The sequence below is a fragment of the Novosphingobium sp. PhB57 genome (assembly GCF_004342985.1).
Taxonomy (GTDB): Bacteria; Pseudomonadota; Alphaproteobacteria; order Sphingomonadales; family Sphingomonadaceae; genus Novosphingobium.
In genome coordinates this window covers 201830-214310 of sequence record NZ_SMBO01000002.1, presented here as the reverse complement: position 1 = coordinate 214310, position 12481 = coordinate 201830, and the positions used below count along the sequence as shown (strand labels likewise).

Sequence of the window (12481 nt, the reverse complement as noted above, 5' to 3'; positions counted from 1 at the left end):
GCCACGTCCCGGCCGCCCGGTCAGTTCGCCTTCCTGGCCTCGCCATTCGCTGAGGCGGCGACAAGTTCGGCCAAACCCGCGGTGGCACCCATTTCCACCGGCCCGACCGGCAGGGTCCGCCGCCGCACGAGCGCCTCGGGCTGGTTCCGGCGGATCCAGTCCATCATGCTTTCGCGGATCTCGCAGCGCAGGTCGAACAGGGTCGGGCCGTCCTTGGCGCTCATGAGCAGGCGCACTTCGATGGCCTCGTCCTTGCAATCCGTCACTTGCAGCACCTGGGCGCGCTTGTCCCAGAGGCGGTGCGCCGTGATCTGGCGGCTGTATTCCTCGCGGATCGGGCCGATTTCGGTGCCCTGGTCGAGATAGAGGAACACCGTGCCCAAGAGCTGCGAGGTCGTCTTGGTCCAGTTCTGGAAGGTGTCCTCCAGGAAGCGGTTGGACGGTACCACCAGGCGCCGGTCGTCCCACAGCCGCACGACCACGTATGTCGTGCGGATATCCTCGATGCGGCCCCATTCGCCGTCGAGGATGATGACGTCGTCGATGGAGATGGGCTCTGTCATCGCCATCTGGAAGCCGGCGATCAGCGCCTTGAGCGCGGGCTGCGCCGCCGCGCCGACCGCCAGGGCCGCCAGTCCCGCCGAAGCCATCAGCGTCACGCCGATCTCCCGCACGCCGGGCACCGAGGCCAGCATGCCGGATACGGTGAGGAACACGATGAGGAACGTGCCGATACGGCTGAAGATCGCCAGCCGGGTCCGGCGGCGACGGGCATTGCGGTTGTTCTCCACCGAGATGTCGGCGCGCACGATCATCGCTTCGACGAAGGCGCGCAGCACGGCCACGGCGACCCAGCCGGTGAGGAGCGGCATGACGAAAGGCGCGAACCGCTCCCATACCGATTCCAGCGCCGGGGTCTCGCGCGCGGCCAGCACCACGCCCATCGCCAGGAAAGCCCAGCGCGTCGGCCGGTTGAGCCGGTTCACCACCAGGTCGTCCGCCTCGCTCGCGCTGCGATGGGCAATGCGGTTGAGGATGCGGAACAGCAAAGTGTGCACAGCGAGTGCCAGCACCAGCCCGATCAGCGCGGCCAGCACCGCCATGAGCGGCCGCTCCGCCCAATCGGGCAACCCGTCGAGGATGCGATCGATGAACTGGATCATGGTGCTGAAACAATGCTGCATCGCAGCAGTTTCATCCCGGGCTTCGATTCATCGGTGTTGCAGGGCGTTTCGCGCGAAGCGGAGGCCATCGCCCGTCATTCCGCAGGCCATTTCGAGGGCATATGGCGCGAGATGGCGGCATACCGCCTCATGCCCGGCCGGTGAGGAACCGATGTCCCGGATAGCGGATACCTTTCTCCCGTCGCCTGACGGGAATGGCCTGGGGCGGCGGAAGCTCCCCGACAGGGCCAAAGCGGAACCTAGGCGCTGCCCGAGGATCGGCGCCGCGGCTCACTTGCCGCCGGCGCCTACCCCAACGCCAGCCGTCAGTGCGCCGCGCCCCAGCTCAGGCCCGAGCCGATCTCCACGCCCAGCGGCACATCGAGGCTGACGGAAGGCGCCGCCGCGCCGGCCATCACGCTGCGGATCACGTCGGACGCGGCCGCGACATCGGCTTCCGGCAGTTCGAACACCAGTTCGTCGTGCACCTGAAGCAACATGCGGACATGGCCGAGCCCCGCTGCCGCGAGCGCCGGGTTCATGCGGACCATGGCGCGCTTGATGATATCGGCGCTGGTGCCCTGGATCGGCGCGTTGATGGCCGCGCGTTCGCTGCCCTGGCGCTCGGCGCCGTTCTTCGAGGTGATGCGCGGGAACCAGGTCTTGCGGCCGAACAGGGTCTCCGAATAGCCGCGCTCGCGCACTTGTTCGAGGGTGTGGACGATGTAGCGCTGGATGCCCGGGAACCGCTCGAAGTAGCGGTCGATCATGGCCTGGGCCTCGTCCGCCTCGGTGCCGAGACGGCCGGCGAGGCCCCAGCGGGAAATGCCGTAGAGGATCGCGAAGTTGATGGTCTTGGCGCGCCCGCGCGTGTCGCGGTCCACGGTGCCGAACATCTCCATCGCCGTGCGCGAGTGAATGTCCTCGCCCTCGGCAAACGCTTCCTTGAGGCTTGGCACGTCGGCCATGTGCGCGGCCAGGCGCAGTTCGATCTGCGAATAGTCGGCGGCCAGCAGGACATGGCCCGGCTCGGCCACGAAGCAGTCGCGGATCTGGCGGCCGATTTCGGTGCGGATCGGGATGTTCTGGAGGTTCGGATCGGTGGAGGACAAACGCCCGGTCTGGGCGCCGACAAGGCTGTAGCTGGTGTGGACGCGCCCGGTCCGCGGGTTGATCGCCGCCTGCAGGGCCTCGGTATAAGTCGAGCGCAGCTTGGAAAGCTGGCGCCATTCCAGCACCTTGGTGGCAACTTCCGCGCCCTGGGTGGCCAAGCCCTCCAGAACCGACTGGTCGGTGGAATACTGGCCGCTCTTGCCCTTCTTGCCGCCCTTGTAGCCGAGCTTCTCGAACAGGATATCGCCGAGCTGCTTGGGGCTGCCGATGGTGAATTCCTGGCCAACCTTGCCGTAGATCTCGCCTTCCAGCGCGCCGATCGCCTCGGCGAACTGGCTGGAGAGACCGGCCAGCTTCTCGCGGTCCACCTTGATGCCGTGGCGCTCCATCTGCGCCACGACCGGGATCAGCGGGCGGTCGACCCGCTCGTAGATGCGCGTGCCGCCTTCATCCGCAAGGCGCGGCTTGAGCAGGGCGTGGAGGCGCCAGGTCACGTCGGCATCTTCGGCGGCATAAGGCGTGGCGCGGTCCAGCGGCACCTCGCCGAAGGGAATCGCCTTCTTGCCGGTGCCGCAGACGTCCTTGAAGGCCATGGTCTTGTGCGAGAGATGGCGTTCGGACAGTTCGTCCATGCCGTGCCCGCCGCCAATGCCTTCGATCTGGCGGCCGGCATCGAGGCAGAAGCTGACGATCATCGTATCGTCCACCGGCGCCACGTCTATGCCGTGGCGGGCCAGCACATTGAGATCGTACTTGATGTTCTGCCCGACCTTGAGCACCGCATCGCTCTCCAGCAGCGGCTTGAGCAGCGCCAGCGCAGTCTGCAGCGGCACCTGCTGCGGCTTCTCGGCGAACATGTCGGTGCCGCCATGGCCGAGCGGAATGTAGCACGCATCGTTCGGGCCGAGCGCAAGGCTGACGCCTGCCAGATCCGCTTTCATCGAATCGAGCATCGATGTCTCGGTGTCGATGGCCACGACATGAGCGGCCAGCCCGCGCGCCACCCAGCGCTCCAGCGCTTCAACCGTCTGCACGCATTCGTAGGCGGCATAATCCACCGCCGGCCATTCCGGCAGCGACTGTCGCGCCGCGCCCTCGGTGGGGCCGCTGGCGGCGGTGACGGGCTTGGCCGGGTGAAGCTGGGTCGGCCGGTCCGGGCTGCCGGTGCCGCCGTCCAGGCGCTTGAGCAGGCTGGTGAAGCCGTGCCTGCCGAGGAATTCCGCAAGCGGCGCGGGCGGGATCGCGTCCAGCTTGAAGTCCTCCAGCGCCATCGGCAGCGTGCAGTCTTCCTTCAGAGTGACCAGCACCTTGGACAGGCGGGCCTGATCGGCCTGTTCGATCAGGCGCTCCTGAAGCTTGGACTTCTTCATCGCAGGCGCGGCGGCGAGCGCGGATTCGAGGTCGCCATAGTCCTGGATCAGCTTCGAGGCGGTCTTGGGGCCGACCCCGTAGACGCCGGGCACGTTGTCCACCGAATCGCCCATCAGCGCCAGCACGTCGCCCACCTTCTCCGGCGGGACGCCGAACTTCTCGACCACTTCGGGAATGTCGATGCGCTGGTTCTTCATGGTATCGAGCATGTCGACGCAGCCCCCACCGATCCCGCATTTGCCGACCAACTGCATCAGGTCCTTGTCCGAGGACACGATGGTCACGTCCCAGCCCTGCGCGGTGGCGACGCGGGCGTAGGAAGCGATCAGGTCGTCCGCCTCGAAGCCCGCTTCCTCGATGCAGGGCAGCGAGAAGGCGCGGGTGGCGTCGCGGATCAGCGGGAACTGGGGAACCAGATCCTCGGGCGGCGGGGGACGGTTGGCCTTGTAGTCGTCGTAGATATCGTTGCGGAACGAATGGCTGCCGGCATCGAGGATCACCGCCAGGTGAGTCGGCCCGTCGGCCTTGTTCAGGTCGTCCGCGAGCTTCCACAGCATCGTCGTATAGCCGTAGACCGCGCCCACCGGCGTCCCTTCCGGGTTCGTCAGGGGCGGCAGACGGTGATAGGCGCGGAAGATGTAGGCCGAGCCGTCGACGAGGTAGAGATGCTGCTTGGAATCCATGGCAAGACCACTAGCAGCGCGGGCGCGGGCCGTCAGCAGGGCAGTGGAAAGAGGCGGGTGAAATCACCCGGCGGAATAGATGGAACCAATTCGCTCCCCCGTCGTTTGCCCGCGACTGCTTGAATCGCGCGTCCGAGCGGCCTAGTTTCTCCTTCCACGGGGGGAAGCCGCCCGCATCCGCGCGGATGGGCTCACTGGGTTTGTCTTTTCAGCAAACGCTTTCAGCAAACGAGGGAATACCGAGAACATGCGCAAGATCGTTATCGCCGCCACTGCCGCCGTCGCGGCCCTGTCGCTCGCCGCCTGCTCCGAGAAGACGCAGGACGCCGCATCGGACACCGCCACTTCGGCTGCCAGCGACGTGTCGGACGCTGCCGATGACGTGGGCGATGCCATGACCGATCTCGGCGCCAAGGCTTCGGACGCTGCGGGCGACGCTGCCGACGGCGTGAAGGATGCCGCTGCCGACGCTGCCAAGAAGGCCGAAAAGACCACTGACGACATCGCCGCCGATGCCGAGAAGGCCGCCGCCGACGTCACCGATGCGGAAAGCACCCCGCACGACACCGCCGATCAGCACTGATCCTCGCGGACCGGGCGCCCGCCGCCCGGTTGCGATTACGAAAAAGGCGCTTCGGACCCGGTCCGAAGCGCCTTTTTCGTGGCCTTCTGCGCGGCCGGGGCCGTGCGGAGGCTCAGCGCACGGCGGTGCGGTAGGAAGAGCCTTCCGCCAGGTAGCCCTCGTAGATGGCGCGGGCGATGCTGGCGATACGCGCCTCGCGGTTCGGGCGCGTGCCCTGTCCGGTGACATATATCGCCACGGCATAGGCCCGGCCATCCGGCGTCTCGATGATGCCGATGTCGCTGGAGGTGTTGTTGAGCGATCCGGTCTTGTGCGAAACCGACACTTCGGCGGGAAGCCCCGCGCGAATGCGCCGCTTGCCGGTGACGGTGCGGCTCATGGCGCCGAGCAGGACGTCGCGGCCCTGCTTGCTCATCCACTTGCCTTGGTAGATGCCCGAGAGCAGTTCGACCACCGCGATCGGCGTCGCGCTGTCGCGCTTGTCGACGACCTTGGCGGGATCGATGGCGCCATCGTCGCGGACCAGGGTGGCGATGTCGCGGTCGATATGCCACTCATCGATGCCGGTCCGGCGGACCCAGGCGTTCACGGCCGATGGCCCGCCCACCACCTTGAGCAAGGCGTCCGTGGCGTAGTTGTTCGAGCGGGTGATCATCAGCTCGATCAGCTGGCGAGCGCTCATGTAAGTGCCGGCCCGCACCGGCGCGACGGCGCTGGAGAACGGCGCGGAGGGCACGGGAACCATCAGCGGGAACTCGCTGGAGAGCGTCCATTTGCCCTTGTCCACGCCTTCCAGGAATGTCGCGGCAATGGCGATCTTGCTGGTGCTGGCCATGGGAAAGCGCTGGTTGCCCAGCACGTCGACCATGCGACCGGTGGACAGGTCCACCGCCGCGACGCCGATGCGGCCCTGCGAGGCGTTCGCCACCGAAGCGAGCTGCTTACCGAAATCGCTGGAATAGGTGCGCGGCGCCCGTTCCTCGGTGCCGAACACCGAATCGAACGAATCCTGCACATCGCCGATGGCCCCGGCCTGATAGCTGGAACCCGACGCATTGACGGCACCCGAATGGGCGCGGAACTGCGTCCGGACTTGCGCCTGCGCCGGTGCCAGCGACAAGCTGCCCAGCGAAAGGCCCGCGGCGACCAAGCCCGCAATCTGAAGGAAGCGCCCCGTGCCCTTGCGGCACTGCGCAACGAGTTTCTCTGCCCCGATCATGCAGATCCCACCCTGTACTTGTACATGTTCCTACAGAGTTAACGGTAACGAGATAAAGCGCCAGCCCGGCGCGACGAACTGCATGTTCCATGCGGGCAATTGCTCGGAATCGTACAATCCTTTCGCCCAGATGAACGAATCCGTTGAGCGAAAGTAACACTGGCTGGCTGAAAACCGCTCCCATCCTTTGGAGAGGAGTAAGCGAATGTCGTTGCCGTTTACCCGGCCAAGAAAAAGGGCCGGAAGGATTGCTCCTTCCGGCCCCAATTCGCGTCGGTGACGGGAGTGGCTTAGAAGCCGCCCATGCCGCCCATGCCGCCCATGTCGGGCATTGCCGGCATGGAGGCCTTGTCTTCCGGCTTGTCGCTGATCGCCGCTTCGGTGGTGATCAGCAGGCCGGCGACCGAAGCCGCATCCTGCAGCGCGGTGCGGACGACCTTGGTCGGGTCGATCACGCCGGCAGCCTTGAGGTTCTCGTAGACGTCGGTCGCGGCGTTGAAGCCGATGTTCTCGTCGGTCTGGTCGAGCAGCTTGCCTGCAACGACGGCGCCGTCGCTGCCGGCGTTCTCGGCGATCTGCTTCACCGGAGCCGAGATCGCCTTGCGGACGATGTCCACGCCGCGGGTCTGGTCTTCGTTCGCGCCGGCCAGGCCGTCGAGAGCGCGGATCGCGTAGAGCAGCGCGGTACCGCCGCCGGGGACGATGCCTTCTTCAACCGCAGCGCGGGTCGCGTGGAGAGCGTCGTCGACGCGGTCCTTGCGTTCCTTCACTTCGACTTCGGTGGCACCGCCGACCTTGATCACGGCAACGCCGCCGGCCAGCTTGGCCAGGCGTTCCTGCAGCTTTTCACGGTCGTAGTCCGAAGTCGTGACTTCGATCTGCGAACGGATCTGCTCGACGCGGCCCTTGATTTCGTCATGCGAACCGGCGCCGTCGACAATGACGGTGTTGTCCTTGTCGATGGTGACCTTCTTGGCTTCGCCAAGCATGCCGAGCGTGACGCTCTCAAGCTTGATGCCGAGGTCTTCCGAGATCATCTCGCCGGCGGTCAGCGTGGCGATGTCGCCCAGCATGGCCTTGCGACGATCGCCGAAGCCCGGAGCCTTGACGGCCGCGATCTTCAGGCCGCCACGCAGCTTGTTGACGACGAGCGTGGCAAGAGCCTCACCCTCGATGTCTTCGGCGATGATGAGGAGCGGACGACCCGACTGCACCACGGCTTCCAGGATCGGAAGCAGCGCCTGGAGCGACGAAAGCTTCTTTTCGTGGATGAGGATGTAGGGGTTTTCGAGCTCGACCGTCATCTTGTCGGGGTTGGTGACGAAGTAGGGCGAGAGGTAGCCGCGGTCGAACTGCATGCCTTCGACGACATCGAGTTCGAATTCGAGACCCTTGGCCTCTTCAACGGTGATCACGCCTTCCTTGCCGACCTTCTCCATCGCTTCGGCGATCTTCTCGCCGACTTCGACGTCGCCGTTGGCGGAGATGATGCCGACCTGGGCGATTTCGGCCGAACCGGCGACCGGGGTCGAGCGGGTCTTGAGGTTTTCGACGACCTTGTGGACGGCGAGGTCGATACCGCGCTTGAGGTCCATCGGGTTGATGCCGGCGGCAACCGACTTCATGCCTTCGCGAACGATCGCCTGGGCGAGGACGGTCGCGGTGGTGGTGCCGTCACCGGCCTTGTCGTTGGCCTTCGAGGCCACTTCGCGCAGCATCTGCGCGCCCATGTTCTCGAACTTGTCCTTGAGTTCGATTTCCTTGGCGACCGAGACACCGTCCTTGGTGATGCGGGGAGCGCCGAAGCTCTTCTCGATCACGACGTTGCGGCCCTTGGGGCCCAGGGTCACCTTGACGGCGTTGGCGAGGGTGTCGACGCCGGCGAGAATGCGTTCACGCGCGTCGCGGCCGAACTTTACGTCCTTGGCTGCCATTTTGAATTCCTTTTAGAAAATCTGGAAAATGCGGAAATCGTCGATTCTCAGCCGATAACGCCGAGGATATCCGATTCCTTCATGATCAGCAGGTCTTCGCCGCCAACCTTGACTTCGGTGCCGGACCACTTGCCGAACAGCACGCGGTCGCCGACCTTGACGTCGAGCGGAGTGATGGTGCCGTTTTCGGCGCGGGCGCCGGTGCCGACGGCGACGATTTCGCCTTCAGCCGGCTTTTCCTTGGCGCTGTCGGGGATGATGATGCCACCGGCCGTCTTTTCTTCGGCCTCGACGCGGCGCACGAGAACACGGTCGTGCAGCGGGCGGAAAGTCATGGGGATCTCCCTAATCCTACGAACTAAAGGGCAAGAAACTGGAATTGGCACTCATGGTTGTAGAGTGCCAACGGCCGTGGATATGGTTCTGGCCCGAGGCGACGTCAAGCGCATCGCTTCCAAAAATTTCTCACCCGGTATGGGCGCGGGATGAGACGAGACGGTTACACCCGGTCGAGGTGGAACTCTTCGCGCCAGTGCCAGCGCGCCAGCAGCAGCACCGCCGCCACGGTCAGCCCAACGGCCAGGCCGATCCACACGCCCACGCCTTCCAGCGGGGTGAACAGGCCGAGCAGGGCCGAGGTGGCGAAGCCCGTGACCCAGTATCCGAACAGCGCGATGGCCATCGGCACGCGGGTGTCCTGGATGCCGCGCAGAGCGCCGGCCGCCACCGCCTGGAGCCCGTCGGTCAGCTGGAATATCGCCGCCACGAACAGGAAATGCAGCGCAAAACCCACGAGCACGGCGTTCTGCGGCGCCTCCACGTCGACATAGGCGGAAAGGATGAACCGCGGCGCCAGCAGCATGGTCGATGCCGAGAGGACCATGAAGATCATCGCCACGGTGATCGCAGCCCAGCCTGCCAGGCCCACGCCGATGCGGTTGCCCGCGCCGTAGTGATAGCCGACCCGGATCGTCGCGGCCTGACCCACGCCGAACGGCACCTGGAAGGCGAAAGCCGCGATCTGGAGGGCGACGGTATGGGCGGCAAGCTGCGCTTCGCCGATGCGCCCCATCAGGAACGCGGCGCCGCTGAACAGTCCGCCCTCCGCAATGAGCGTCGCCGCGATCGGCAGGCCGAGCGAGAGGATCTGGCGCAGGCGCTGCCATTCGGTCCGCCAGATGCGCCCAAGCACATGATAGCGGCGCAGGCGGCGGTCGCTGCGGATGGCCACGATATAGGCCAGCACCATCACGCAGGCCGTGGTGATGCTGGCCAGCGCGGAACCCATGAGGCCGAGCGCCGGAAAGCCGAAGTGTCCGAAGACCAGCACGTAGTTGCCGGTGGCATTGACGCCGATCGCCAGCGCCGTGATCACCGTGGCGAAGAACGGCCGGCCCAGCGCGGAAACGAAGGTGCGCAGCACGTTGGCGATGGTCATCGGCAGCACGGCGATGCTCACCAGCCTGAGGAAGGCCGACGCCGTCACGGAAACCTCGGGATCCTGCCCGGTGGCTTCCATCAGCAGGTTGCCCAATTGCGACAGCGCGATGGCGCCGAGGCTGAACAGGACCGCCACCCACAGCGCCATGCGCGTCGAGCGGCGCACTTCGCGCACGGAATTGCGGCGGCGGCCGATTTCAGCAGCGATCAGCGGGGCAACCGCGCCGGTCACGCCATTGATGCCCATCATCATCAGCGCGACGATCGCGATCGCCAGGCTTGAGGCCGCCAGGGCCTGCTGCCCCAGGCGCGCCACGAAAATCACGTCGGTCGCGAAGACCGCCATCTGCAGCAGGTTGGCGAGCGCCAGCGGCCCGGCAAGACGCATGGTGGCGCCCAATTCGGCGCGAAAAGTCGAAGGTAGAAGGTGCGAAGCCATTATCGGTCAGGGCGATACGGGAGCGGACCGACAAGCGAAAGGAAATTCCTGCCGATTTCCTGCGGCTTCAAAGGCCGATTTGCGCTGCATCATGGCTTTCCATCCCACGCCCGGTCGAATAGGCACCACCGCAGCGCCGGAGGAACCATGACGCCTGCACGCCTTACTACTGTTGCTTCCCTGATCGCCCCCCTGCTCGTCCTCACCGCTTGCGGCGGATCGGGTCAGGATAAGTCCGAAACCGCGCAGACTTCCGCGGATGCCGGAACGTCCGCCAGCCCCGCCCCCGGCAGTGCCCAGGCTGCCGCCGATGCGCCGGCGGCCTTTGCCGTCTGCCGTTCTTGCCACGCGGTGGAACCGGGCCGCAACGGCGTCGGCCCCTCGCTGTTCGGGATTGTCGGTACCAAGGCCGGCGATGTACCCGGCTACAACTTCAGCCCCGCGCTCAAGGGTTCGGGCGTGACCTGGGACCGGCAGTCGCTCGACACCTGGCTCCAGGGTCCGATGAAGATGGTGCCCGGCACGAAGATGGTGATCGGCGTGCCCGATCCGAAGAAGCGCCAGGACGTGATCGACTACCTCGAATCCCTGAAGTGAGACCGTCGCCCGGCCCCGGCCGGGTTACCATCGGCGACAATTTACGACCGCGATCCGCCGCTTCACGCTGCTAGGGCCTGCCATGGTGCGACATGGCTTCCAGCAGAAGAAGAACGGATGGACAGACAGGAACGGGAAGGCCTCGCGGCGGACCTGACGCGGATCGAACAGATGAATCTCGGCCGGCGGCGAATGCTTTCGCTGGGCGCGATCGGCGGACTCGCCGCGCTAGCCGGCTGCGCTGCGCCTGCGGGCCGGAGCGGGCCGCCGTCCGGCGGCTGGGCCGGCCCGCCAGCTGACGGCATGCGCGGCCCACCGCCCGGCGGCAGGCGCGGTCCCCCGCCCGGCGGCTTCGGCGATCATGGCCCGGGAGGACCGCCGCCGCAGATCGACAACGGCCCGGTCGTCACCGGCACCGCATCCAACGGCACGCGCTGCGTGGCCTTCGCGCGTGAGACCGAGGGCCCCTATCCTGCGGATGGGTCCAACACGGCGCGCGGACAGGTGGCCAACGTGCTCGGCCGCTCGGGCCTGCAACGCCAGGACATTCGCAGCGACATCGGCGGCGGCAACGCGGCGCCCGGCATCCCGCTGGACCTCTCGCTGCGCCTCGTCGACGTCAACACCGGCTGCATGCCACTTCCGGGCCATGCCATCTATCTCTGGCACTGCGATCCGAACGGCCAGTATTCGCTCTACGATCAGCCGGATCGCAGCTGGCTGCGCGGATTGCAGGTCACTGACGACAACGGCCTCGTCCGGTTCCGCACGATCGTGCCGGGGTGCTACATGGGGCGCTATCCCCATATCCACTTCGAAGCCTTCACCAGCCTGCCGATCGCGACGGCGGGGAAATTCGCGCGCCTGACCTCGCAGCTCGCCGTCCCCGCCGAGACCTGCGACGCGGCCTACACGTCCTCGGTCTACGCGCGCTCGGCGCGAACCTGGGCGCAGTCCCGCGACATCGCGCGCGACATGGTTTTCGGCGACAATGGCGCCGAGCGGATCAAGGTGATGACACTGGAGGTCGGCGGCTCTGCGGCGGGCGGTTTCCAGGGGAGCGCCGTCATCGGCCTGGCCGGCTGACTTGGCCTGGCCGGCTGACTTGGGTTGCGAAATGAAGGGCGCCGCGGGTACGCGCGGCGCCCTTCTTTCCACCGGTCCTTGCGGGGGGTGAGGCCGAAGGTGCGGCCGGAGCCAGGACCGGGAAAGGGAATCAGACCTTGCGGCCGGGCGGGACCTGCTGCTCGGCAGTGGGCTCGATCCGGGCGGGGAGGGCGGCCGGGATGGCACGGGTCGTGGCCCCGGCGGCATCGCAGCCGTCCGAAGCGGCTTGCGTCATCTTCGGCGCCGCGCCGGAGCCGTCGGAGCTGTAGGAGACCGAGCGTGTGCAGCCTCGCGCGTCGGTGGACGAGGAATAATACGTCACATGCGAGCCGGCCGGCATGTCTCCGGCCAGGATCACGCCGGGTGCACCCTGCGCATGGCCGCCGGCCACCGCCTGCTGCTGCATCTGCGCGGCATGCCGCTGGACGAGCGCCGCCTGCTGCATCATCGCATCCATGCGCGCATCCATCGCTGCCGAGATCCGCGCCATTGCCATGAAGGGATCGGCCATGACCCCACCGTCACTGGCATCGCTGGCATCACCGGCATCACCGACCTCGGCGGCGGCCTCCACGGGCACGACTTCCACTTGCGGCGCGGTATCGCCGAAGTAGCGAACCTGAATCTGCGAACCGTCCGGCGCAGCGACGTTCATCGTGTGCAGCCTGGCCGTGGCTGCTTCGGCCACGCCCGCGCCCAGCAGGGCCAGCGCGGCAGCGCCGAAAAGATATGGCCTCGAAGGCATTCGCATGGGCAAACAACTCCTGAAAGCGAGCCGTCGGTGCAGCCCTTCCGGAGGCGAAAGCTGCGCTCGCCAAGCTGAACGCCGGAT

10 protein-coding genes are annotated in these 12481 nt (G+C 66.5%); 3 read left to right on the top strand and 7 right to left on the bottom strand.

Going from position 1 to position 12481, the window contains the following annotated elements:
• Window positions 1-20: 20 nt before the first annotated feature.
• Window positions 21-1163, bottom strand: a complete 1143-nt coding sequence (locus EDF58_RS08655; protein ID WP_132264541.1) for a mechanosensitive ion channel domain-containing protein — start codon at window positions 1161-1163, stop codon at window positions 21-23.
• 326 nt (window positions 1164-1489) lie between these two features.
• Window positions 1490-4330, bottom strand: a complete 2841-nt coding sequence (polA, locus tag EDF58_RS08650) for a DNA polymerase I (RefSeq protein ID WP_132264539.1) — start codon at window positions 4328-4330, stop codon at window positions 1490-1492.
• Between the two features lie 247 nt (window positions 4331-4577).
• On the opposite strand from polA, the gene EDF58_RS08645 reads away from it, so the two are divergent.
• On the top strand, window positions 4578-4913 hold the full coding sequence (locus tag EDF58_RS08645; protein WP_132264537.1) for a hypothetical protein: 336 nt from the start codon (window positions 4578-4580) through the stop codon (window positions 4911-4913).
• 112 nt (window positions 4914-5025) lie between these two features.
• On the opposite strand, the gene EDF58_RS08640 is transcribed toward EDF58_RS08645, so the two are convergent.
• From EDF58_RS08640 to EDF58_RS08625, 4 genes are all read right to left on the bottom strand, one after another.
• A complete protein-coding gene (locus EDF58_RS08640; RefSeq protein WP_132264535.1) occupies window positions 5026-6132 on the bottom strand; it encodes a serine hydrolase in 1107 nt (368 codons plus the stop codon).
• 290 nt (window positions 6133-6422) lie between these two features.
• The gene (gene groL / locus EDF58_RS08635; RefSeq protein WP_132264534.1) at window positions 6423-8066 is read right to left on the bottom strand and encodes a chaperonin GroEL; all 1644 of its coding nucleotides are present in this window, start codon (window positions 8064-8066) and stop codon (window positions 6423-6425) included.
• Between the two features lie 47 nt (window positions 8067-8113).
• Entirely contained in the window at window positions 8114-8401 is a 288-nt protein-coding gene (gene groES / locus EDF58_RS08630; RefSeq protein ID WP_086492655.1) for a co-chaperone GroES, read from the bottom strand.
• Window positions 8402-8565: 164 nt separating this feature from the next.
• On the bottom strand, window positions 8566-9894 hold the full coding sequence (locus EDF58_RS08625) for an MATE family efflux transporter (protein ID WP_243654139.1): 1329 nt from the start codon (window positions 9892-9894) through the stop codon (window positions 8566-8568).
• Window positions 9895-10092: 198 nt separating this feature from the next.
• On the opposite strand from EDF58_RS08625, the gene EDF58_RS08620 reads away from it, so the two are divergent.
• Both EDF58_RS08620 and EDF58_RS26305 read left to right on the top strand, forming a co-directional pair.
• The gene (locus tag EDF58_RS08620) at window positions 10093-10542 is read left to right on the top strand and encodes a c-type cytochrome (RefSeq protein WP_132264530.1); all 450 of its coding nucleotides are present in this window, start codon (window positions 10093-10095) and stop codon (window positions 10540-10542) included.
• 117 nt (window positions 10543-10659) lie between these two features.
• A complete protein-coding gene (locus EDF58_RS26305; RefSeq protein ID WP_132264528.1) occupies window positions 10660-11628 on the top strand; it encodes an intradiol ring-cleavage dioxygenase in 969 nt (322 codons plus the stop codon).
• A gap of 130 nt (window positions 11629-11758) precedes the next feature.
• Here the strand turns inward: EDF58_RS26305 and EDF58_RS08610 are convergent, their stop codons facing one another.
• Window positions 11759-12400 carry a hypothetical protein gene (locus tag EDF58_RS08610; RefSeq protein WP_132264526.1) on the bottom strand — a complete coding sequence of 214 codons (642 nt, stop codon included), beginning with the start codon at window positions 12398-12400 and terminating at the stop codon, window positions 11759-11761.
• Between the last annotated feature and the right edge of the window lie 81 nt (window positions 12401-12481).